This window comes from Brevundimonas vesicularis (assembly GCF_027105095.1).
GTDB classification, from domain to species: Bacteria; Pseudomonadota; Alphaproteobacteria; order Caulobacterales; family Caulobacteraceae; genus Brevundimonas; species Brevundimonas vesicularis_E.
Window position 1 is genome coordinate 469,617 of the sequence record NZ_CP114278.1, and the last position, 21,814, is coordinate 491,430.

Below are 21,814 nucleotides of genomic sequence, written 5' to 3' on the forward strand. Positions count from 1 at the left end.
CGGTTAAGGGAAGCCTCAAGCGGAAGAGTTAACCGCGCCTCATGATCAAGTGGCGCTCCAGCCGCATTGGTGGCCGCGGTTCTGTTCCTGAAGCCAGACATTGAGCGGGGCGAAATAGTCGGCGATGGCCGAGGCGTCGTTGCCGTCGTCGCCTGTGAAGGCCTTCATCGCCTCCTGCCACGGCTGTGACTGGCCCATCTGCAACATCGCGTCGAAGCGCGCGCCGACCTCCTTGTTCCCATAGACGGAGCAGCGATGCAGCGGTCCGGTCCAGCCCGCCTGCTTGCAGGCCGCGCGCTGGAACTGGAACTGATAGATGGCCGCCAGGAAGTAGCGGGTATAGGGTGTGTTGCCGGGCACATGGTATTTGGCGCCCGGATCGAAGGCGTTGGCCGGACGCGGTCCGGGCGGCACCAAGCCTTGATACTGCAGCATGTCGGCGGTCCAGGCGGTGTTGTAGGCAGCCGGCGCCGTCTCGCCCGAGAAGACATCCCAGCGCCAGCGATCGACCATCAGGCCGAACGGCAGGAAGGCGATCTTGTCCAAGGCCATCTTGAGCAGGAAGGGAATGTCCTCCTCCGCGCCCGGCGTGGTCTTGAGCAGGCCGATTTGGTTCAGATAGGTGGGGGTCAGGGCCGACAGGCCGACGAAGTCGCCGATGGCCTCATGGAAGCCATCGTTCGCGCCGTTCCGGAACAGCATCGGCTGGTTCTTGTAGGCCCGCTGATAGTAGTTGTGACCTAGCTCGTGGTGGACGGTGTAGAAGTCGTCGCCGTTGACGTTGGTGCACATCTTGATGCGGATGTCGTCGGCGTTGTCCAGGTCCCAGGCCGAGGCGTGGCAGACGACTTCGCGGTCGCGCGGGCGGGTGATTTGGCTGCGTTCCCAGAAGGTCTGTGGCAGCGGATCAAGACCCAGCGAGACGTAGAAGCCCTCGCCCGTCTTGACCATCTTCGTCGCGTCGTAGTCGGCGGCCTTGAGCAGTTCGGTGAGGTCATAGCTGGACGCGCCGCCGCTGGGCGGGGCGACCACATCATAGATATTGCCCCACTGTTGGGACCACATATTGCCCAGCAGATCGGCCCGGATCGGACCGTGATCGGGTTGCACCGCGTCGCCGTATTTCGCGTTCAGCCGGGCGCGCACATAGCAGTGCAGGTTCTCGTAGAAAGGCTTCACCTGGGCCCACAGCCGGTCGGTCTCGGCCGCGAAATCGTCGGCGGGCATGTCGTAGCCTGACCGCCACAGGGCGCCGGTGTCGGCGAAGCCCAGTTCGCGCGAGCCCTCGTTGGCGATCTCGACCATGCGGGCGTAGTCGTCGCGCATGACCGGGGAGATGGTCCGCCAGCCTTCATACAGCGCCTTGGTCTCGGCGGGGTCGCGGCTGTCGGCCAGGATCAGAGAGGCCTCGTCCAGCGTGATCGGCTTGCCCTTGAAGTCGAACTTGCCGGTCGAATAGGTCGAGTCCAGCCGCGTGGTGATCTGGGCCAATTCCTCGGCCGCGCCGGGGCGGTTGGGAGCGGGCAGGACCAGGCTGAGCCGCAGCAGGTTCAGCTTGCGGCGCACGACCGGATCGACCTGCACGTCGTTGAACTTGGCGGCCTGATTGGCCAGCTGGACCTGAAGCTCGGTCGCCTCGGCGTTGGCCTTGGATTCCAGCCACATGGTGTCGAAGGTGATGTTGGTGGCGCGCGCCCATTGGATGCGGGCGACATATTCGCTGACCTCGGCCCATTTGGTTTCGGCGTCGGCGATGAAGGCCGTCGCGCCCTCGGCGGTGATCGGATAGTCGGCGCGCATGCCGCTGACGGCCGGCGCGGGCGTCGTCGAGGCCGTCTGTTCGGCGCCTGGCGCGCCGGCGGCGGGTTCGCTGGTGCTGGCGCAGCCGGCGGCGAAGGCGAGGGCGCAGACCGCGACGGCGGTCATCATCTGACGCTTCATGATGGTTCTCCTGAATAGCGCGGGCAGGAGAGGTCAGGCCCGGTCGCCCGTCAAGCGTGACGGTTCAGCGACCGACGACGCAGGTGTTCAGACCCTCGTTGCGCACCGTGCCCATAGCCGCCTGAATACGCGCGGCGCGCCGACGCACATAGGGGCCGGGCGCGGCGGCTTCGTAACGGCGCGGGGCCGGCAGGATGGCGGCCAGACGCGCCGCCTCACGCGGGCTCAGGTCACGGGCATCCTTGCCGAACCAGTGGCGCGACGCGGCCTGGGCGCCATAGACGCCGGGCGCCCATTCCACCACGTTCAGATAGACCTCCATGATCCGGCGCTTGGACCAGACGGCCTCGATCAGGACGGTGTAGCCCGCCTCCAGACCTTTTCGGATCCAGTCGCGCCCGGGCCACAGGAAGACGTTCTTGGCCGTCTGCTGGCTGATGGTCGACCCGCCGCGCAGGCGCCCGCCTTCGGCGTTGTGGTCCAGCGCCTTCTGGATCGCCTCCATGTCGAAACCGTGGTGGCTGCAGAACCGGGCGTCCTCGGCGGCGATGGCCGCGTTCACCATGTTGGGAGAAATCTGGTTCAGACCGCGCCACCGATAGTCCATGCCATCGCCCCTCGCGAGTTGACGCAGCATCAGTATGGTGGGCGGCGGCGGGACGATGGCGACGATCAGCACGCCTGCAACCGGGATCAGGGCCAGGATCAGAAGCGCGGTCAGCACCACGCGACGCCAGCTCTTGCGGCCCGTCGCCATTAGAGGATCAAGAGCCCGGCGGCGCCGTCTTCATCGGCCCAGGCCACCTTGTCGGCTGCGGGGCTGAGCGACAGGGCGACGATGGCTGGACCCTTCTCGGCCTTGACGAAGTTCAGACCCTGGGCCGCCGGATGCGCCACCCAGACCCGACCGTCGGTCAGGCCGGCGGCCAGCAGGCCATGGTCGGCGCGGGCCGAGACCAGATTGACCAGGGTCGTGTCGTCATAGCCGATCTCGGTCGCCTCGCGCCCCATCGGCCCATTCGATCCGATGAAGGGCCAAAGGACCGCGCCCTGCGCGCCCGAGGTCGCCAACAGCTGACCATTGGCCAGGAAGGCCAGCGACCGCACCTTGCCGGGATAGCCGCCCATGCGCAGGTTCTTGGCGTCCTTGATGCGCCAGCCGTGCATCTGATTGTCCTGCATCGTCGTGACGACGAAGGCGCCGTCGGGCGAAAAGGCGACGCCGGTGTGCGATCCGGCCCAGACCAGTTTCATGGGCTGCTGCTTTTCGATCCGCGCATACCACAGCGCCGCCCCGCCATAGGTCGAGGTGGCGATGCGCCGGCCCTTCGGCTCGAAGGCGACGCCGGAGACGGTGCGCTCATGCTGGAAATCGCGCCGGAAACCCACCTCCTTGGGGTCGATCACCGACAGGGTGCGGCCGAAGGAAAAGGCGATCAGGCCCGAGGCCGGGGAGGCGTCGATGGCGTCGATCCACTGGTTCTTGGCCGTGGCGAGAACGACCGGGTCCTCGTCGCGACGGGTCCAGACGACCTTGCCGTCATCGCCGCCTGTGACGATCCCGTCGCCGGACGGATGAACGCAGGCGCACAGCACGGCGCCGTCGTGCGCCTCCACCCGCGTCCGGTCTTCGAACCGGATCGAGCCGTCGCCGAGGGCGAAGACAGCGCCGGTGTTGTCGAACAGGGCGGCGGTGACCTGGGCGTCGAAATCGAAGTTCATAGGCCGCATGTAGCGATCCGACCTCGCCGCGTCACCTTCTGCCTGCCCGCTAGACTGGATCGGTCGGCTTGGGCGTCACTGGCGCAGGCTCCGCCTGCGCCTTTGCGGGTTCGTCGGGCAGGGGGATGAACTCCAGATCGTCGGCGTCCGGCAGCGTCATCCGGCCCGCCTTCCAATCGGCCTTGGCCTGATCGATGCGGGCCTGGCTGGAAGCGACGAAATTCCACCAGATCAGCCGTTCCCCCACCGGCTCTCCGCCCAGCACCATGACGGTCGACTGGGTCAGGGCCTTGACCGTCGGCTCGGCCGTCGGCTCCAGCACGATCATCTGGCCCTCGTGGAAGGTGCGATCGCCGACCTCGATGGAGCCCTTCGCCACATAGAGGGCGCGCTCGCTCATGCCTCCGGCCCCCTTGCCGGACGGCGGTGCCGTGCGCACGCCGGGCTGAAGCTCCCAATGGATATAGAACAGCGGCGAAGACACCGGCACGGCCGCCTTGGCGCCGTAAGCCTCGCCCGCGACAAGACGCGCGAACAGGCCGCCGTTCTCGTAGGCGGGCTGAGCGTCCTCGCCCAGGTGATGAAAGGCCGGGTCCATCTCCTCGGCCTCGTCGGGCAGGGCGACCCAGGCCTGCATGCCGTGCATCGGCCCGCCCTTGCTCTTCTTCAGCGGATCGGTGCGCTCGGAATGGACGATGCCCTTGCCGGCGGTCATCCAGTTGACCTCGCCCGGCCGGATCGCTTGATCGTAGCCGAGATTGTCGTGGTGCATGATCTCGCCCTCGAACAGATAGGTCAGGGTCGACAGGCCGATATGCGGGTGGGGGCGCACGTCGATGGCCGTGGCGCCGGGCGCAAACTCCGCCGGTCCCATCTGGTCCAGGAAGATGAAGGGCCCGACCATCCGGCGCGAATGGAAGGGCAGGACGCGCCCGACCTCGAACCCGCCCAGGTCCTTGCGGCGTGCGTCGATCACCAGTTCGATCATGTGTCGGCTCCCAGTGCGGCCCGCGCCGCCTGAGCGACGTTATCCGACGTGAGGCGTGACGATGCCAAGAGGCAGGGCGGTCACATTCTTCACGCCGCGCGTGACGATGTGGCTTTCGCAGTCCGAGACGATGCCCAGGGCCAACAGCTTTTCGCGCAGGAACAGGTCGAACGCATGCATGTCAGAGGTGATGATGCGCAGCACATAGTCCTCGCGCCCCGTGATTGTGGCGCACTGGACCACTTCCGGCCACTTGGCCACGGCGGCCTCGAAGACATTGAGGTTTTCCGACGAGGGCAGCATCAGTTTGACGATGGCGTAGACCTCGAAGTCCAGGCCCAGCAGCTGAGCGTTCAGCAGGGTGACGCGCTTGGTGATCAGGCCGGAGTCTTCCAGCCGCTTGATCCGCCGCCAGCAGGGCGAGGCCGACAGTCCGACGCGATCGGCGACCTCTGCGACCGACAGCCCGGCGTCTTGTTGCAGGATATCCAGGATGCGGGCGTCGATGGGGTCGAGTTCGTCGGCCAATGCGTTTCTCCGATTATGATTATCGCGAAATAAAATACCCGATATCGGGATTGCGCAAGGTCAAATTGAGCGAGCACCTGCTTAGGGGTCGTGTTATCACACGTCCAGAGGAAACACGGACGGACCCCAGAACGGATATGGACGCCCGCATGAACGACAAAATGAACAAAAAGAACAGCCAGCCCCTGTCCTTGCGCGTGCCGGAGCCGTCCGGCCGTCCCGGCGATACGCCGGACTTCAGCCATCTGCAGATGGACCCTGCCGGTGTCGTTGAACGGCCCGAGGTCGGATCGACGCCCTATCAGATGCGCGATCTCGCCTTCCGTCTGATTCGGGTGCTGGACGATGAGGGCGCCGCGGTCGGTCCGTGGAACCCGCGCCTGGATCCCGAGACGATGCGTCGCGGCCTGAAGGCCATGATCCTGACGCGCGCCTTCGATGACCGGATGCACCGCGCCCACCGCCAGGGCAAGACCAGCTTCTATATGAAGTGCACCGGCGAAGAGGCCATCGCGATCGCGCAGGGCATGATCCTGAGCCGCGAGGACATGGGCTTCCCCACCTATCGCCAGCAGGGGCTTCTGATCGCGCGCGGCTATCCGCTGGTCGCGATGATGAACCAGATCTATTCGAACGCCGAAGATCCGATCAAAGGCCGCCAGTTGCCGATCATGTATTCGGCCAAGGACTACGGCTTCTTTACGATCAGCGGCAATCTGGGCACCCAGGTGCCGCAAGCCGTGGGCTGGGCCATGGCCAGCGCCTACAAGGGCGACGACAAGATCGCCATCAGCTGGATCGGCGACGGCGCCACGGCCGAAGGCGATTTCCACAACGCCCTGACCTTCGCCTCCGTCTATCGCGCCCCGGTCATCCTGAACGTCGTCAACAACCAGTGGGCCATTAGTTCCTTCCAGGGCATCGCCGGTGGGCTTGAAACGACCTTCGCCTCCAAGGCCATCGGCTATGGCCTTCCGGCCCTGCGGGTGGACGGCAACGACTTCCTGGCGGTCTGGGCGGCGACCCAGTGGGCCGAGGAGCGGGCGCGGTCGAACCAGGGGGCGACGGTGATCGAGCTGTTCACCTATCGCGGCGCCCCGCACTCGACCTCCGACGACCCCAGCCGCTATCGCCCCGGCGACGAGCATGAGAAATGGCCGCTGGGCGATCCGATCGAACGTCTGCGCCAGCATCTGACCGTCATCGGCGAATGGGACGACGAGCGTCACGCCGCCGCGCTGAAGGACGCCGTCGAGCAGGTCCGCGCCGCCGGCAAGGAATCCGAAGCCATCGGCACCCTGGGCCAGTCGCGCCCCAGCGTGAAGACGATGTTCGAAGAGGTCTATGCGACCGAAGACTGGCGGCTGATCGAACAGCGCCGCGAGGTGGGGGTCTGACCATGAGCGAGCAAACCACCTTCACCGACGCCGATCGCAACGACGGCGTCGAGCCCGACATGGTCGACCAGAACGCCGCCCCCGCCTCGGAAGCGACGGGCGCGGGCGTGGTCCCCATGAACATGATCCAGGCGCTGAACTCGGCCATCGACGTCAAGATGGCGGAAGACGCCAACGTCCTGTCGTTCGGCGAGGACGCCGGCTATTTCGGCGGCGTCTTCCGCGTCACCGACAAGCTGCAGCAGAAGCACGGCCTGACCCGCAGTTTCGACGCCCCCATCTCGGAATGCGGCATCGTCGCCGCCGCGATCGGCATGGGCGCCTATGGCTTGCGTCCGGTCGTCGAGATCCAGTTCGCCGACTACATCTATCCGGCCTATGACCAGATCGTCTCCGAAGCGGCCAAGATGCGCTACCGCTCGGGCGGCCAGTTCACCTCGCCGATCACGGTGCGCAGCCCCTATGGCGGCGGCATCTTCGGCGGCCAGACCCACAGCCAGTCGCCCGAAAGCCTGTTCACCCATATCGCGGGCTTGAAGGTCGTCATTCCGTCCAACCCCTATGACGCCAAGGGCCTGCTGACCGCCGCCATCGAGGATGACGATCCGGTCGTCTTCTTCGAGCCGAAACGCCTCTACAACGGCCCATTCGACGGCTGGCACGAGAAGCCGGTCAGCCCGTGGAAGTCGCAAGGATTGGCCCAGGTCCCGACCGGCAAATATGTCGAGCCCATCGGCAAGGCGCGCGTGATGCGCGAAGGAAACGACGTCACTATCCTGGCCTATGGGACCATGGTCTGGGTCGCCCTGGCCGGGGCGGAGCACGCGGGCGTGGACGCCGAGGTCATCGACCTGCGCTCGCTCGTGCCGCTGGACATCGAAGCCATCGAGGCCTCGGTGAAGAAGACCGGCCGCTGCGTCATCGTGCATGAGGCGCCCAAGACCTCGGGCTTTGGCGGCGAGCTGTCGGCCCTGGTGCAGGAGCGCTGCTTCTATTCCCTGGAGGCGCCGATTGCGCGCGTCACCGGTTGGGACACGCCCTATCCGCACGCTTTCGAATGGGAATATTTCCCGGGGCCGCAAAGGGTCGCAGACGCCTTGAAGAGCGTCATGACGGGAGGTCGATAAGATGGGTCGTTTCGTCTTCAAACTGCCCGACGTGGGCGAAGGCACCGCCGAGGCCGAACTGGTCGGATGGCACGTCAAGATCGGCGACACGGTCGCCGAGGACCAGATCATCGCCGACGTCATGACCGACAAGGCCACGGTCGAGATCACCGCTCCGGTCAGCGGCAAGGTCGTCGCCCTGCATGGCGAACCCGGCGCCATGGTGCCGGTGCGCGGTCCCCTGGTGGAGTTCGAGGTCGAGGGGGCGGGCAATGCCGAAGAGAGCCCCTCCGTCTCTCCCCTGCGCTCCGAGCCACCTCCCCCCGCTTCGCGCGGGGAGGAAACTGTCGCTGCATCGTCTCCTCCCCACGACAGTGGGGAGGGGGACCGCGTAGCGGTGGAGGGGCTCTCTAACGCCGCGCCGACATCCGGCAATTACGTCTTCAAACTGCCTGACGTCGGCGAAGGCACGGCCGAGGCCGAGCTGGTCGGATGGCACGTCAAGGTCGGAGATGCGGTCGAGGAAGACCAGATCATCGCCGACATCATGACCGACAAGGCCACGGTCGAGATCACCTCACCGGTCGCCGGAACGGTCGTCGCCCTGTACGGCGAGGCAGGCAAATCTGTGCCGGTCGGCGGGCCGCTGGTCGCATTCGATGTCGAGGGTCGGGGCAATGTCTCGACGCCCGCGCCCGTTCCGGCCCCCTCCACCGCTTCGCGGTCCCCCTCCCCCGATGGGGGAGGATCGTCGCCTTCGAAATCTCCCCCCGCCGGGGGGAGTACCCGCGCAGCGGGGGAGGGGGGCAAGCCTGTTCCCGCCCTGACCGGCCGTGCGCCCGGCGAACGCCCGTCGGCCTCGCCGGCCGTGCGCAGTCGCGCGCGGGACCTGGGCGTCGATCTGACCTTCGTGCCCGGGTCCGGCCCGGCGGGTCGGATCACGCACGAGGATCTGGACGGCTTCATCGCGCGCGGCGGTTCGCAACCTGCGTCGGCGCCGTCCGGCGGCGGCTCGACCTATGCGAAGGCGCAAGGGACGACCGAGGTCAAGATCATCGGCCTGCGCCGCAAGATTGCGGAGAAGATGGCCGAGAGCGTGCGCCGCATTCCCCACATCACCTATGTCGAGGAAATCGACATGACGGCGGTGGAGGAGCTGCGCGCCCACCTGAATGCGACGAAGTCCAAGGATCAGCCCAAGCTGAACGTCCTGCCCTTCATCGCCCGCGCCATCGTGGTCGCCCTGCGCGACCAGCCGCAGATCAACGCCACCTATGATGACGAAGCGGGCGTCCTGACCCAGCACGCCCCGGTCCATCTGGGCATCGCCGCCCAGACCCCGAACGGCCTCATGGTGCCGGTGGTCCGCCATGCCGAGGCGCGCGACCCCTATGACACGGCGCTGGAGATCGCCCGCGTCTCGGGCGCGGCCAAGGACGGTTCGGCCAAGCGCGAGGAACTGTCGGGTTCGACCATCACCATCACCTCGCTGGGCACGCTGGGCGGGGTGGTCCATACCCCGATCATCAACCACCCCGAGGTCGCCATCGTCGGTCCCAACAAGATCGCCGAACGGGTCATGGTCAAGGACGGCCAGATGGTCGTGCGCAAGATGATGAACCTGTCGTCCAGCTTCGATCACCGCATTGTCGATGGGCATGATGCGGCGGTGTTCGTGCAGCGGATCAAGGGGCTCCTGGAAAACCCGGCGACGTTGTGGATGGGGTGAGGCGATGAGGTTCGCCTCCGCGTTTGCTGCAACATTGCTTGCTTTGCTTGCGTCAAGCGGGGCTGACGCCTGCACGCTCAGCCCTCTCAATATGATCTTTCTGACTGAGCCAGCAGTGTTCGAAGCTGAGGTAGTTCGAGTTCGTCGGGTTTACCCCATGGACTGGGAGCGCAGCTTGGGACCAATTCACGAAGCCGAGTTCAAGCTCACAGGGCCTGTCCCAGCCAGAAATGTGCCGAGGTACAGGTGGGCGGAAAACGATGATTGCGGCCCGAGTTACGAAGTGAAAAGAGGCCAGCGCGTCTTGCTTCTACTAGAGTCGGATATTGCCGAAGCGCGTCGCCAATATGCCGAGATCATGGAATCTGCCCGCCTCGAAATGCCTTCTCGTGCCGAGGGCGATCCGGGTTATCAGGAAGATCTTCAAGTGCTTCCCTACACGAATGACCTGTCCAAAATACGTGAAATCTTAGAGCGTTATCGGCGATGACCCAGACCCTGAAAACCAAAGTCCTGATCATCGGGGCAGGCACCGGCGGCTATGTCGCTGGCATTCGCTGCGGCCAGCTGGGGTTGGACACCGTGTTGGTGGACGGCGGCGATGGGCTGGGCGGTACCTGCCTGAACGTCGGCTGTATTCCGTCCAAGGCTATCATCCATGCGGCGGGCAAGTTCGAGACCGTGGCCAAGGCGGCCGGCGGCGGGACCCTGGGCATAACCGCAGCCCAGCCGGCCATCGACCTGAAACAGACGGTCGAATGGAAGGACGGCATCGTCCGTAAGCTGAACGCGGGCGTCGCGGCTCTGCTGAAGAAGGCCAAGGTCAAGGTCATCAAGGGCTGGGCCGAGTTCGCCGACGCCAAGACCTGCGTGGTGAAAACCGACGAAGGCGACATCCGCATCACCGCCGAACACGTCATCCTCGCGACGGGGTCCGAGCCGGTCGAACTGCCCTTCCTGCCGTTCGGCGGCGACGTCATTTCCTCGACGGAGGCGCTGAGCCTGTCGGACGTTCCAAAGAAGCTGGTCGTCGTGGGCGGCGGCTATATCGGTCTGGAATTGGGCATCGCCTATCGCAAGCTGGGCGCCGAGGTGGCCATCGTCGAAATGGCCGACCGCATCCTGCCGCTCTACGACAAGGCTCTGACCGATCCGGTCGCCAAGTGGCTGGAGAAGCATGGCGTCGAGCTGCATCTGGGCGCACGCGCCGGGGGCTTCGGCGACAGGAAGCTGTCGATCACGACCAAGGACGGCGAGCCGCTGCAACTGGACGCCGACAAGGTGCTGGTCACGGTCGGCCGGCGTCCACGCACGCAAGGGTGGGGTCTGGAAAACATGGGCGTGGCCATGGACGGCCCGTTCGTGAAAATTGACCAGCGCTGCGCCACCAGCATGAAGAACGTCTGGGCGGTCGGCGACCTGACCGGCGAACCCATGCTGGCGCACAAGGGCTCGGCCCAGGGCGAGGTGGTCGCCGAAATCATCGCCGGCCACGACCGGATCTTCGATCCCGTCACCATCGCCGCCGTCTGTTTCACCGAGCCGGAAATCGTTTCGGCCGGTCTGGGCCCGAACGAGGTCGCGGGCCGTGACGATGTGATCCAGTCGGTCTTCCCCTTCGCCGCGATCGGTCGGGCCCTGGCCATCGAGGCGGGCGAGGACGGCGGCTTCGTGCGGGTGATCGCGTCCAAGACCGACCACCGCATCCTGGGCATCCAGGCGGTGGGCCAGCATGTGTCGGAACTGTCCAACAGCTTCGCCCAGATGCTGGAGATGGGTGCGGTTCTGGAAGACGTCGCCGGGACGATTCACGTCCACCCGACGCTGGGCGAGGCCTTCCACGAGACCAGCCTGCGCGCCCTCGGGCACGCCATCCACATCTGATCATATCCGGTCCAGCCGCTTCGCGTGGTTCGCCACCATGCGGAGCGCCAGGCCATCGGGCAGGAAGCGAGCCAGTCCGGCCATGACGTTGTTCATGACGCCGGGTGTGACGCTGGGACGGTTGGCCTCGCAGGCGTCATGGCCGATGCGCGCCACGCGCGCGGCGTCCATCCACATCCAGGCCGGATAGGCGCTGGAGACTGGCTCGCGCGAACCGTTGACGTCGTGGAATTCTGTCAGGGTGTAGCCGGGGTTCAGCACCGTCACGTGAACGCCGGTTCCCTGCGTCTCCAGATGCAACCCCTGCGACGCCTTGATCAAGAAGCTCTTGATCGGTCCGTACAGGGTGTCGCCGCCGGTCGCCGGCATCTGGCCGGCCAGGGAGGCGACGTTCAGCACCCGGCCGAAGTCGCGCTGGATCATGCCGGGCAGCAACAGGCGCGACAGTTCGACCGGCGCGGTCAGCATGACCTGGATCATGGCGCGGTGCGCGCTCAGATCGGTGTCCAGAAAGCCGGTGACTCGGCTGAATCCTGCATTGTTAACCAGCCCGTCGACGGTCAGGCCGCGGGCCGCGATGGTCGCAACCAGCCGCTCGGGCGCCGCGGGGTCGGACAGGTCTTCGGGAATGACGGTCGCGGTCACGCCGTGGGCGGCGGTCAGTTCGTCGGCCAAGGCCTGCAGCGGGGCTTGGCGACGCGCTGTCAGGATCACATTCCAGCCCTCGGCCGCATAGGTCCGGGCCAGGGCCGCGCCGATGCCGGCCGAGGCGCCGGTGATCAGGACGATCCGGTTCACAGGTCGATCAGGCTGCGACGGGGCAGGACTTGTGCGGCGCAAAGGCGGCCAACGAGATCGGGTTTTCGGCCAGAAGGTCGGCGATGGTGATCTTGGACAAAGCCTCGGTCGCGGCCTCGTCGGCGGCGGTCAGGGCCTTGGCGACTTGGCGGGGAATGTGTTCGCTGATCGGGCAACCCTTGGCGCCGGCGGGGGGCGAGCCGATGTGGGCGCAGCCGTTCACCGCCTTCAGCACCTGATCCAGCCGGATGTCCTCGGGCTGCTGCAACAGCCAGGAGCCGCCAGTCGCCCCCGGACGAGTGGCGATCAGCCCAGCCTTGGCCAGCAGCGCGGTCACACGCCGCACCACGACCGGATTGGTCGGGATCGAGGACGCCAGCACGCCGCTGGGCATCGCCTGCGCAGGCCCAAACGCGCCCTTGTGGGCCATATAGGCCAGGGCGTGGGCGGCGACGGGGAAGCGTTGGCTGTCTGACATGGTTCTGTTCCTGATGCGAAAATAGGCGTTCAGGGGCCGAATCACAAATCGCGCCACAGAACGCCGAAACCGAATCCGTCGCGGCGCGATTGAAGACAGCGTGGAATGGGCCTAAAGGCTCGCCGCTTTGAAGGGACCGACGCCGCGTCGGAGACCCGGAGGATACGCATGGCCGGGGACACTCCCCACGACGCGAGCGCTCCCTCGCCCGCGTCGAACACGCCGGACAAGCCCACCCACGCCACGGGTCCGGAATCCCACGTCCTGGGCGGCCAGGCCGCCAAGCACGGCGGCTTCTGGGCCCTGACCATCGGCGCGATCGGCGTCGTGTTCGGGGACATCGGCACCAGCCCCCTCTACGCCCTGCGCGAGGCGATCGACCATGCACGCACCGGTGTCGGCGGCGATCTGGCCGTGATCGGCGTCGTGTCGCTAGCGTTTTGGGCGCTGATGGTGGTGGTGACGTTCAAATACGTCTTCTTCCTGATGCGCGCCGACAACAAGGGCGAGGGCGGCACCCTGTCGCTGATGGCGCTGGCCCAGTTCGCGGTCGGGCGACGCAGCGCCTGGATCTTCATCTTGGGCGTTTGCGGCGCAGCCCTGTTCTATGGCGACGGCATCATCACGCCCGCCATCTCGGTCCTGTCCGCCGTCGAAGGGCTGCAGGACGCGCCGGGTCTGGCAGGGCGGCTGGATTCCTTCATCGTGCCGATCTCAGCCGGCATCCTGATCGCCCTGTTCCTGGTCCAGTCACGCGGCACGGCCAGCTTGGCCAAGTATTTCGGCCCGATCACCGCCGTCTGGTTCCTGAGCCTGGGGGCGCTCGGCCTGTATCATATCTTCGACGACGTCAGCGTGCTGCGGGCCCTGTCGCCCCACTATGGCGTCATGCTTCTGCTCAATGACGGCTTCCTGGGCTTCGTGATCCTGGGCAGCGTCTTCCTGGCCGTCACGGGGGCCGAGGCCCTCTATGCCGACATGGGTCATTTCGGAAAGGCGCCGATCCGCATGGGCTGGCTGGCCTTCGTCCTGCCGTGCCTGACGCTGAACTATCTGGGCCAGGGCGCCCTGATCCTGGACAATCCGGCCGCGTCCGAGAACCCGTTCTGGAACATGGTGCCGCAGTTCGCCTATTGGCCGATGCTGATCCTGGCGACCGCCGCGACCGTCATCGCGTCCCAGGCGGTGATCACCGGCGCCTTCTCGGTGACGCAGCAGGCGGTGCAACTGGGCCTACTGCCGCGCATCGACATCAAGAACACGTCCGAGACCCAGGCGGGCCAAATCTTCGTGCCGGCGGTCAACACCTTCCTGATGGTCGGGGTTCTGGTGCTGCTGGTCGTGTTCCAGAGCTCGCATAATCTGACGGCCGCCTACGGCGTGGCGGTGACCGGCACCATGCTGGTCAATACGCTGATGGCCTATTCGGTCATTCGCAAGGGCTGGAAGTGGCCGATGTGGGCGGTGGCGGGGACCCTCATTCCGTTCGCCTTCATCGACAGCGTCTTCCTGACGTCCAACCTGCTGAAGATTCCGGACGGCGCGTGGATGCCGCTGGTGCTGGGCGCCCTGCTGGTCGTCGTGATGTGGACCTGGGTGCGCGGGACGCAGATTCTGACGACCAAGACGCGCAAGGACAGCCTGCCGCTGAACGATCTGATCGAGATGCTTCAGGCCAGGCCGCCGCACCGTGCGCCGGGCATGGCCATCTTCCTGACCTCGGATCCCGACGTCGCGCCGGTCGCCCTGATGCACAATCTCAAGCACAACAAGGTGCTGCACGAGAAGAACGTCATCCTGACCGTCCGCACCTCCGAGCGCCCGCGCGTCAAGGAGGCCGATCGGGTGCGAATGGAGCCGATCAACGACGACTTCAAGAAGGTCACGGTCACCTACGGCTTTATGGAGACGCCGAACGTGCCGCGCGCCCTGGGCCTGTGCCGCAAACAGGGGCTGAAGTTCGACATCATGTCGACCAGCTTCTTCCTGGGTCGTCGCTCGCTGATCCCGTCGGCGCGTCAGGGCATGCCGCTGTGGCAGGACAAGCTGTTCATCTTCCTGATGCGTAACGCCGCCAATCCGACCGACTTCTTCCACATCCCGCCCGGCCGCGTGGTCGAGTTGGGCGCGCAGGTGGCGGTATGAGCACCGAGGGACGGGGCGGGCAGAGCTCGCAGGCGCGCGGCCGTCGTATGGCCACCAAGGGCCGCCCGCGCCCGGCCCCGGCCGAGGCTGCTCAAGGTCCGTCGCAGGACGACATCGGCGTCGAGGCCCGCGTCGTCGCCGGCATCCTGCTGAACGCCGCGCTGGAGAAGCGCAACGGCCTGGACGAAGCCCTGTCTCAGCCCGCCGCACGAGCGCTTGAGCCAGTGGACCGCGCCTTCGCCCGCGCCGTGGCCATGGCGGCCCTGCGTCGCCTTGGTGAGATCGACCAGATCCTGGATCGCCGCCTGAAGAAGTCGCCGCCCGAGGCTGTGCGCACCCTGATGCGCATCGCCCTGGCCCAGACCCTGGTGCTGGAAACACCCGCCTTCGCCGCGGTCTCGACGGCGGTGAAACTGGCCGAGCGCGATCCCAAGACCCGGCCCTACAAGAATCTGGTCAATGCGGTGCTGCGCGGGGTTGGGCGTGAAGGCCCCGGCCTGACGACGGCTGAGAGCAATCTGCCGGACTGGATCGCGGCGCGCTGGAAGGCGAACTATGGCGAGGCCGCCCTGGCGGGTCTGGCCTTAGCCGCGCGCGAAGAACCCGCGACCGATCTCAGCCTGAAGTCAGGCGTCGATCCCGCCGCCGTGGCCGCCGCGGTCGAGGGCGAAGCTCTAGCCGGCGGCACCGTCCGCACCGGCCGTCGCGGCGACGTGGCGACCTGGCCCGGTTTCGAGGACGGCGACTGGTGGGTCCAGGACGCGGCCGCCGCCGTGCCCGGCCGGCTGCTGGATGTGAAGCCCGGCGAGACGGCGCTCGACATGTGCGCCGCGCCCGGAGGCAAGACGCTGCAACTGGCGGCCGCCGGCGCCTCGGTCGTCGCGCTCGATCGTTCGGCCCCGCGCCTGAAACGCCTGACACAGAATCTCGAGCGGACCGGGCTGACCGCCGAGGTGGTCGCCGTTCCGGCCGAGGACTGGGAGGACGCCCGCACCTTCGACGCTGTCCTGCTGGATGCGCCCTGCACAGCGACGGGCACCTTCCGCCGCAACCCGGAGGTCCTGCGCGCCACCAAACCGGCAGAGGTCGCCAAACTGGCCGACGTCCAGCACCGCCTGCTGGACGCCGCCGCCGAGCGCGTGAAGCCGGGCGGCCGTCTGGTCTATTGCACCTGCTCGCTGGAGCGTGAGGAGGGCGAAACCCAGATCATCGCCTTCCTGCGTCGCAACGCCGCCTTCCGCACGGTCGCCGCCGATCCGGCCGCCGTCGGCGCCCCGCCCAAGGCGCTGACGCCCGAAGGCTGGCTGCGCATCCTGCCCTCCATGTGGGCCGAACACGGCGGACTGGACGGCTTCTTCGCGGCCAGGCTGGAGCGGGTGTCCTGAGCGGGAGCGCCTTGCTCCTGCCCGCAACCCGCCTTATCCGGAAGGCCATGGCCGTTACCCCTCTGATCTGCCCGTCGATCCTCGCCAGCGATTTCGCGCGGCTTGGTGAAGAAGTCCGCGCGCTTGAGGCGGCGGGCGCCGACTGGATCCACGTCGATGTGATGGATGGGCATTTCGTGCCGAACATCACGCTTGGCCCCGACATCGTAAAGTCGATCCGACCGCACACGACCTTGCCGTTCGACGTGCATCTGATGGTCGCGCCGGTGGATCTCTGGCTGGAGGCATTCCGCGAGGCGGGCGCCGACGTTCTGACCGTTCATCCTGAAAGCGGGCCGCATCTGCACCGCACCTTGGGTCGCATTCGTCAGCTGGGCGCCAAGGCGGGCGTTGTGTTCAATCCGGCGACGCCGCTGTCGATCCTGGAAGAGGTGGTCGATCTGGTCGATCTGGTGCTGATCATGTCGGTCAATCCGGGCTTCGGCGGTCAGAAGTTCATCGACAGTTCGCTGAAGAAGATCGCGGGCGCGCGGGCCATTCTCGACCGCGCCGGCTCGTCGGCTCACCTTCAGGTGGACGGCGGCGTGACATCCGCCAACGCCGGGGCCTGCGTCGCCGCCGGCGCCGACGCGCTGGTCGCCGGCTCGTTCGTGTTCAAGGGCGATTACGCGGCCAATATCGCCGCCCTGAAAGCCGCGCCGGCTGCTCCGAGCCTCTCGTGAGCCCGCTCGGCCCCTTCGCCCCACGGGGCCAGGAAACGACGCTGGACGTCGCCTCGGGTCAGATCCCCGGCCTGCCTGGCGCGCCGGTGCGCACGCCGGTGCGGTCGGGCGACACGATCGCCGGACCCGGCCTGTGGCCCGCCATCGCCGGACGGTTGGCGACGCGGCAGCTGTGGATCGAGCTTTACGGTCTGCCCGGCTACGGCCTGACGCTTGGGGCTCCGCTGGGTGGGGGCAAGGTGACCGCGTTCGCCGCCACGCCGCGCGATTTCCGCCCTCATGATCCGGCGCCGGGGCGCAATGTCCTGGCCGGGCGTTTCATGCTGGCCGGCGCCTCGATGGAGGTCGAACCGCCGTCCGATCCGTGGAACCGGCCCAGTCCCTCGCGGCCCTTTGCGGTCGAGCTTCACGCCTTCGCCTGGTTGCCGGCCTTGATGGCTCAAGGCGACCGTGGGGCGCGCGAGGCGCTGCGTCTGACCCTGGCCTGGGCCGACGCCTTCGCACGATGGTCGCCCTTCGCCTGGGGACCGGAAATCCTGGCGCGGCGGGTCGTCAATCTGGCGTGCGGCGCACGGCGGATGGGCGCCGTCGCGACAGAGGCTGAGCGACTGAAACTGGCCGACAGTCTGGCGCGCCAGACCCGACAGCTGCTGCGCCCGCCCGGCGGTCTTGCCAGCCGGGCCGAGCGCTTGACGGCGGCGGCCATCGGCGGCTGCGTGCTGGCGGGTGCGCCAGGGCAGGCCTTGCGTCGCCGCGCGTTGTCGCGGCTGGAGGGCGCGCTGAAGACGACGGTGCAGGCCGACGGCGGCCACGCCTCGCGCAGTCCCGAGGCGGGGCTTGAGCTGCTGCTCGACCTGTTGACGCTGGACGACGCCCTGTCGCAACTTTCCGAACCGACGCCGGAGAGCGTCTCGGCCGCCATCGTCCCGCTGACGCAGGGCCTGCGCCTGCTGACCTTGCCCGATGGTCGTTTGGCCAGCTTCCAGGGCGGCGGCCCGTCCACCATTGAACGCGTCGCGGCCGCCCGCGCCCACGACGACGAAGCGATGGCGAGGAGCGACGACGCGCCTGCAGCGACCGGTGCGGTCGCCGGCCTGACACGCATCGCCAGCCCCCTGCTCACCATCATCGCCGACACCGCTCCGCCGGCGCGCGACGCCTGGGGGGCGGCCGCCTGCGCCCAGCCGCTGGCGCTGGAGATCGCCTGCGGCAAGGATCGTTTGGTGACCGGCTCGGGGTGGACGCCGGCCTCGACCGACCGCCAGGCCCTGCGGCTGACGCCCGCCCATTCGACCCTGACCCTGGGCGAACGGTCGCTGAACGAGCCGCTGGGCGGCTGGAAGGGCGACTTGTTGGGTCCGCGCCTGGTCGGACCGCCGATCCATGTGACCACCGACCTGCGCGACGGCGACGGCGCCGTCTGGCTGGAGATGGAACACGACGGCTGGAATGCGTTGTTCGGCCTGAACCATCAGCGCCGGCTGTATCTGGATCAGCGGCTGGACGAGCTGCGGGCCGAAGAGAAGCTGTTTCCCACGCCAGGCCGCAAGGAGATGGTGCGCCAGATCGCGGCGCCCTACGCCATCCGCTTCCATCTGGAGCCGGGGGTTCAGGCTTCGCTGGCGCGCGACCGGCGCTCGATCCTGTTGCGGGGCGCCTCGGGCCGGGGCTGGTGGTTCAGGACCGACGGACCGGACGTAGCCATCGAGCCCAGCGTCCATATCGACGCCGGCCTGACCCGCCGCTCGCTGCAGATCGTGGTGCGCGGCTCGGCCCGCACCGACAGCGAGACCAAGATTCGCTGGAAGCTGAGCCCGGCCGGCGCAAGCGGCGAACCGGGCTGATGTCGCGCCGGGATCAGGATTGGCTTGCTTTTGGCGGCGTCGATCCTGATCGCATCCTGCGCCACACGCGGCCAAGTTTTCGACCGCGACCGCAGTGAGACATTTGTCATTGGCCAGACGACGCCTGCGGAAGCCATCGCCGCCCTCGGCGAGCCGACTTTCGATTATCTGCGGCCGGACGGTCTGAGGGTCGTTCGATGGGAATATCAGCGCCTGCGAGGCCTGGTCATCACGCGCAACGTGATCGGAGCTAACTTCGGGGCCGACGGACGACTGAACTATCTGCACAATCCCAAACGACCAGAAGTCGTCGATCCGTTCTGATGCGAGGTCTTGGATGACGCGTTGGGCCAGCGGTGCTAGAGGCCCCGCCATCCTCACAGCCTTCACGGACGCCGCCACATGCCCGCCGCTCCCGACTTTCCGTGCCCCCCTGACCGGGTCAAGCCGCAACGCGCCCTGATCTCTCTGTCCGGCAAGGCCGGACTGGAGGACGCAGCCCGCACCCTGCACGATCTGGGCGTCGAACTGGTCTCGACCGGCGGTACGCGCGCGGCGATCGAGAAGCTGGGCCTGCCGGTCAAGGACGTGGCCGATCTGACCGGCTTCCCCGAGATGATGGACGGCCGGGTCAAGACCCTGCACCCCATCGTTCACGGCGGCCTGTTGGGCGTGCGTGACGCCGCCGACCATGCCCAGGCCATGACGGACCACGGGATCGGCGGCATCGATATCGTCTGGATCGACCTTTATCCGTTCGAAAGCACCGTCGCGGCCGGTGGCGCGTTCGAGGCGGCGGTCGAGAATATCGACATCGGCGGCCCGGCCATGATCCGCTCGGGCTCCAAGAACCACGGCTATGTCACCGTCGCCGTCGACGGCGAGAGCATCGGCCTGATCCTTGAGGCGCTGAAGGCCGAAGGCTCGACCGATCTGGCCCTGCGCAAACGCCTGGCCGCCCGCGCCTTCGCCCGCACCGCCGCCTATGACGCCGCCGTCTCAGGATGGTTCGCCGGTCAAATCGAGGATGCCGCGCCGGCCCGCAAGTCCATCGCGGGCGCCCTGGCCCAGACCCTGCGCTATGGCGAAAACCCACACCAGACGGGCGCCTTCTACCGTACCGGGGAGCGTCGTCCGGGCGTGGCCTATGCCGAGCAGGTTCAGGGCAAGGAGCTGGGTTACAACAATATCGCCGACGCCGACGCCGCCTATGAGCTGGTCGCGGAGTTCGAACAGCCGGCCGTGGTCATCGTCAAACACGCCAACCCGTGCGGCGTGGCCGTGGGAGGTGATTTGTCCGAAGCCTACGCCCGCGCGCTGGAATGCGACGCCGTCTCGGCCTTCGGCGGCGTGATAGCGGTCAACCGTCCGCTTACGGCTGAGGACGCCCGCGCCATCACCGGCATCTTCACCGAGGTCGTCATCGCCCCCGGCGCCGACGATGAGGCCAAGGCCGTCTTCGCGGCCAAGAAGAATCTGCGCCTGCTGATCACCGACGGCCTGCCCGACCCGCACGGTCCGGGCGAGGTGTTCCGCTCGGTCGCCGGCGGTTTCCTGGTCCAGAGCCGCGACCGGTCGCTGATCAAGCCGTCGGACCTGAAGATCGTCACCAAGCGCCAGCCGACCCCGACCGAGATCCAGGACATGCTGTTCGCCTTCACCGTGGCCAAGCACGTCAAGTCCAACGCCATCGTATACGCCAAGGACGGCCAGACCGCCGGCATCGGTGCCGGCCAGATGAACCGTCGCGACAGCGCCCGCATCGCCGCCATCCGCGCCAAGGAGGCGGGTGAAGCCAAGGGCCTGACCCACTCCCTGGCCGACGGGTCGGCCTGCGCTTCGGAAGCCTTCTTCCCCTTCGCCGACGGCCTCTTGGAAGCGGTCGCGGCCGGCGCCACGGCGGTGATACAGCCGGGCGGCTCCATGCGCGACGCCGAGGTCATCGCCGCCGCCGACGAAAAGGGGATCGCCATGGCCTTCACCGGCGTTCGGGTCTTCCGGCACTGATGCTGGAAAGAAGGGCGCTAACGCTCGACGCGCGGCGTCTCGCTGCTTGAGCGCCCTTCTTCCCGTTTTAAAGCGCGCCTTAACGTGACTGGACGACTGTCGTCGGCCGTGATGCTCTGACGCCTTTCCGCGTTGGAGCGTCCCATGACCGTGCTGATCCGCCCCGAAGGCCAGACCGCCGACGACCTGAAACTGAGCCGTCGAACTCTGGGCGCCTTGGGGGGCTTGCTCTTTTCCGGCTATGCGGTCGCGGCCCTGGCCAAAGAAGCCAAGCCCATAACGACCGACGCCGAGGGCCTGTCGACCGAGACCGTAACCTATGCCGCGCCGGACGGGTTCCAGCTTCCGGCCTATGTCGCCCGGCCGGCGGGCGACGGGCCTTTCTCGGTCGTCGTGGTGGTGTCCGAAATCTTCGGCGTCCACGAATATATCCGCGACATCTGCCGCCGTCTGGCCAAGCAGGGATACGCCGCCATTGCGCCAGCCTTCTTCGTCCGGGTCGAGGATCCCGCGCCGCTGTCGGATATGCAGCGGATCATGCAGATCGTCGCGGCGGCGAACTACGAGCAGGTGATGGGCGATCTATCGGCGACGCTGGAATGGGCCAGCCAACAGTCGTGGTCCAAGGACGGCAAGGTCGGCATCACCGGCTACTGCTGGGGCGGCAAGGTGGTGTGGCAGGCGGCGGCCCGCTTCGCCGCCATCGGCGCGGGCGTGGCCTGGTATGGCCGTTTGGCGCCCGCCGCAGACGCCACGCCGGTTCAGATATCATCGGGCCAACCCTGGCCGGTCGACATCGCCGACGATCTGAAGGCGCCCGTGCTCGGCCTGTACGGCGGCAAGGATCAGGGCATCCCATTGGCCAGCGTCGAACGGATGCGCGAAGCCCTGGCCCGCGCCGGCCAGACCGGCAGCCAGATCGTCGTCTATCCCGACGCCCAGCACGGCTTCCACGCCGACTACCGCGCAAGCTACTCGGAAGCAGACGCCAAGGACGGCTGGTCCAAGCTGCTGGCGACATTCGATAAAGCGTTAAAGAATTAGGGCGTTACTGGTGCGAAGGCTGCGGGAAGCAGCCTCGAGTATAGGAGGGTAGGCGTGAACGGATTGAAGCTTCGCGGAGCGGTGGTCCTGGGTCTG

The 21,814-nt window shown here is 67.1% G+C and carries 19 protein-coding genes; 12 read left to right on the forward strand and 7 right to left on the reverse strand.

The window, feature by feature from the left end; all coding sequences use genetic code 11:
- Positions 1–45 precede the first annotated feature (45 nt).
- The 5 genes from O2K97_RS02315 to O2K97_RS02335 all read right to left on the reverse strand — a co-directional run bounded on the left by O2K97_RS02315 (position 46) and on the right by O2K97_RS02335 (position 5,179).
- Positions 46–1,941 carry a M2 family metallopeptidase gene (locus O2K97_RS02315; RefSeq protein WP_269220282.1) on the reverse strand — a complete coding sequence of 632 codons (1,896 nt, stop codon included), beginning with the start codon at positions 1,939–1,941 and terminating at the stop codon, positions 46–48.
- 64 nt (positions 1,942–2,005) lie between these two features.
- A complete protein-coding gene (gene mtgA / locus O2K97_RS02320) occupies positions 2,006–2,698 on the reverse strand; it encodes a monofunctional biosynthetic peptidoglycan transglycosylase (protein ID WP_269220283.1) in 693 nt (230 codons plus the stop codon).
- Positions 2,698–3,663 (reverse strand): WD40 repeat domain-containing protein, encoded by a 966-nt coding sequence (locus O2K97_RS02325; protein ID WP_269221086.1) that lies wholly within the window; start codon positions 3,661–3,663, stop codon positions 2,698–2,700. The genes mtgA and O2K97_RS02325 overlap by 1 nt, the downstream gene beginning before the upstream one ends.
- A gap of 49 nt (positions 3,664–3,712) precedes the next feature.
- Complete coding sequence (locus O2K97_RS02330; protein WP_269220284.1) at positions 3,713–4,651, reverse strand: pirin family protein; 939 nt, start codon at positions 4,649–4,651, stop codon at positions 3,713–3,715.
- Positions 4,652–4,690: 39 nt separating this feature from the next.
- A complete protein-coding gene (locus tag O2K97_RS02335) occupies positions 4,691–5,179 on the reverse strand; it encodes an Lrp/AsnC family transcriptional regulator (RefSeq protein WP_269220285.1) in 489 nt (162 codons plus the stop codon).
- A gap of 161 nt (positions 5,180–5,340) precedes the next feature.
- Between O2K97_RS02335 and O2K97_RS02340 the strand changes: the two genes are divergently transcribed.
- From O2K97_RS02340 to lpdA, 5 genes are read left to right on the forward strand one after another with little or no spacing between them, the layout of a single operon-like run.
- Positions 5,341–6,576 (forward strand): thiamine pyrophosphate-dependent enzyme, encoded by a 1,236-nt coding sequence (locus tag O2K97_RS02340; RefSeq protein ID WP_269220286.1) that lies wholly within the window; start codon positions 5,341–5,343, stop codon positions 6,574–6,576.
- 59 nt (positions 6,577–6,635) lie between these two features.
- Positions 6,636–7,703 (forward strand): alpha-ketoacid dehydrogenase subunit beta, encoded by a 1,068-nt coding sequence (locus tag O2K97_RS02345; protein ID WP_419466099.1) that lies wholly within the window; start codon positions 6,636–6,638, stop codon positions 7,701–7,703.
- 1 nt (position 7,704) lies between these two features.
- The gene (locus O2K97_RS02350) at positions 7,705–9,411 is read left to right on the forward strand and encodes a 2-oxo acid dehydrogenase subunit E2 (protein ID WP_269220288.1); all 1,707 of its coding nucleotides are present in this window, start codon (positions 7,705–7,707) and stop codon (positions 9,409–9,411) included.
- A gap of 4 nt (positions 9,412–9,415) precedes the next feature.
- Positions 9,416–9,901, forward strand: coding sequence for a hypothetical protein (locus tag O2K97_RS02355; protein ID WP_269220289.1), 486 nt, complete (start codon positions 9,416–9,418; stop codon positions 9,899–9,901).
- Complete coding sequence (gene lpdA, locus O2K97_RS02360) at positions 9,898–11,295, forward strand: dihydrolipoyl dehydrogenase (protein ID WP_269220290.1); 1,398 nt, start codon at positions 9,898–9,900, stop codon at positions 11,293–11,295. Before O2K97_RS02355 ends, lpdA begins: the two co-directional genes overlap by 4 nt.
- Here lpdA and O2K97_RS02365 read toward each other — a convergent pair whose 3' ends face one another.
- Entirely contained in the window at positions 11,296–12,093 is a 798-nt protein-coding gene (locus tag O2K97_RS02365) for an SDR family NAD(P)-dependent oxidoreductase (protein WP_269220291.1), read from the reverse strand. It abuts the gene before it with no gap.
- 7 nt (positions 12,094–12,100) lie between these two features.
- Complete coding sequence (locus tag O2K97_RS02370) at positions 12,101–12,571, reverse strand: Rrf2 family transcriptional regulator (protein ID WP_269220292.1); 471 nt, start codon at positions 12,569–12,571, stop codon at positions 12,101–12,103.
- A 168-nt stretch (positions 12,572–12,739) separates the two neighbouring features.
- Between O2K97_RS02370 and O2K97_RS02375 the strand changes: the two genes are divergently transcribed.
- The 7 genes from O2K97_RS02375 to O2K97_RS02405 all read left to right on the forward strand — a co-directional run bounded on the left by O2K97_RS02375 (position 12,740) and on the right by O2K97_RS02405 (position 21,718).
- Positions 12,740–14,716 carry a potassium transporter Kup gene (locus O2K97_RS02375; RefSeq protein ID WP_269220293.1) on the forward strand — a complete coding sequence of 659 codons (1,977 nt, stop codon included), beginning with the start codon at positions 12,740–12,742 and terminating at the stop codon, positions 14,714–14,716.
- Positions 14,713–16,101, forward strand: coding sequence for an RsmB/NOP family class I SAM-dependent RNA methyltransferase (locus O2K97_RS02380; RefSeq protein WP_419466078.1), 1,389 nt, complete (start codon positions 14,713–14,715; stop codon positions 16,099–16,101). Before O2K97_RS02375 ends, O2K97_RS02380 begins: the two co-directional genes overlap by 4 nt.
- A gap of 47 nt (positions 16,102–16,148) precedes the next feature.
- Positions 16,149–16,823 carry a ribulose-phosphate 3-epimerase gene (gene rpe, locus O2K97_RS02385; RefSeq protein ID WP_269220294.1) on the forward strand — a complete coding sequence of 225 codons (675 nt, stop codon included), beginning with the start codon at positions 16,149–16,151 and terminating at the stop codon, positions 16,821–16,823.
- Positions 16,820–18,667 (forward strand): heparinase II/III family protein, encoded by a 1,848-nt coding sequence (locus tag O2K97_RS02390; RefSeq protein ID WP_269220295.1) that lies wholly within the window; start codon positions 16,820–16,822, stop codon positions 18,665–18,667. The genes rpe and O2K97_RS02390 overlap by 4 nt, the downstream gene beginning before the upstream one ends.
- A 24-nt stretch (positions 18,668–18,691) precedes the next feature.
- On the forward strand, positions 18,692–18,991 hold the full coding sequence (locus O2K97_RS02395) for a hypothetical protein (RefSeq protein ID WP_269220296.1): 300 nt from the start codon (positions 18,692–18,694) through the stop codon (positions 18,989–18,991).
- 78 nt (positions 18,992–19,069) lie between these two features.
- Positions 19,070–20,674, forward strand: a complete 1,605-nt coding sequence (purH, locus tag O2K97_RS02400) for a bifunctional phosphoribosylaminoimidazolecarboxamide formyltransferase/IMP cyclohydrolase (RefSeq protein WP_269220297.1) — start codon at positions 19,070–19,072, stop codon at positions 20,672–20,674.
- A 144-nt stretch (positions 20,675–20,818) separates the two neighbouring features.
- Positions 20,819–21,718 carry a dienelactone hydrolase family protein gene (locus O2K97_RS02405; protein ID WP_269220298.1) on the forward strand — a complete coding sequence of 300 codons (900 nt, stop codon included), beginning with the start codon at positions 20,819–20,821 and terminating at the stop codon, positions 21,716–21,718.
- Positions 21,719–21,814 lie beyond the last annotated feature (96 nt).

Coding starts and splice junctions, on each gene's coding strand:
- O2K97_RS02315 (WP_269220282.1), bottom strand. CDS start 1,941: ATGAAGCGTCAGATGATGACCGCCGTCGCGGTCTGCGCCCTCGCCTTC.
- mtgA (WP_269220283.1), bottom strand. CDS start 2,698: ATGGCGACGGGCCGCAAGAGCTGGCGTCGCGTGGTGCTGACCGCGCTT.
- O2K97_RS02325 (WP_269221086.1), bottom strand. CDS start 3,663: ATGAACTTCGATTTCGACGCCCAGGTCACCGCCGCCCTGTTCGACAAC.
- O2K97_RS02330 (WP_269220284.1), bottom strand. CDS start 4,651: ATGATCGAACTGGTGATCGACGCACGCCGCAAGGACCTGGGCGGGTTC.
- O2K97_RS02340 (WP_269220286.1), top strand. CDS start 5,341: ATGAACAAAAAGAACAGCCAGCCCCTGTCCTTGCGCGTGCCGGAGCCG.
- O2K97_RS02345 (WP_419466099.1), top strand. CDS start 6,636: ATGGTCGACCAGAACGCCGCCCCCGCCTCGGAAGCGACGGGCGCGGGC.
- O2K97_RS02350 (WP_269220288.1), top strand. CDS start 7,705: ATGGGTCGTTTCGTCTTCAAACTGCCCGACGTGGGCGAAGGCACCGCC.
- O2K97_RS02355 (WP_269220289.1), top strand. CDS start 9,416: ATGAGGTTCGCCTCCGCGTTTGCTGCAACATTGCTTGCTTTGCTTGCG.
- lpdA (WP_269220290.1), top strand. CDS start 9,898: ATGACCCAGACCCTGAAAACCAAAGTCCTGATCATCGGGGCAGGCACC.
- O2K97_RS02370 (WP_269220292.1), bottom strand. CDS start 12,571: ATGTCAGACAGCCAACGCTTCCCCGTCGCCGCCCACGCCCTGGCCTAT.
- O2K97_RS02375 (WP_269220293.1), top strand. CDS start 12,740: ATGGCCGGGGACACTCCCCACGACGCGAGCGCTCCCTCGCCCGCGTCG.
- O2K97_RS02380 (WP_419466078.1), top strand. CDS start 14,713: ATGAGCACCGAGGGACGGGGCGGGCAGAGCTCGCAGGCGCGCGGCCGT.
- rpe (WP_269220294.1), top strand. CDS start 16,149: ATGGCCGTTACCCCTCTGATCTGCCCGTCGATCCTCGCCAGCGATTTC.
- purH (WP_269220297.1), top strand. CDS start 19,070: ATGCCCGCCGCTCCCGACTTTCCGTGCCCCCCTGACCGGGTCAAGCCG.
- O2K97_RS02405 (WP_269220298.1), top strand. CDS start 20,819: ATGACCGTGCTGATCCGCCCCGAAGGCCAGACCGCCGACGACCTGAAA.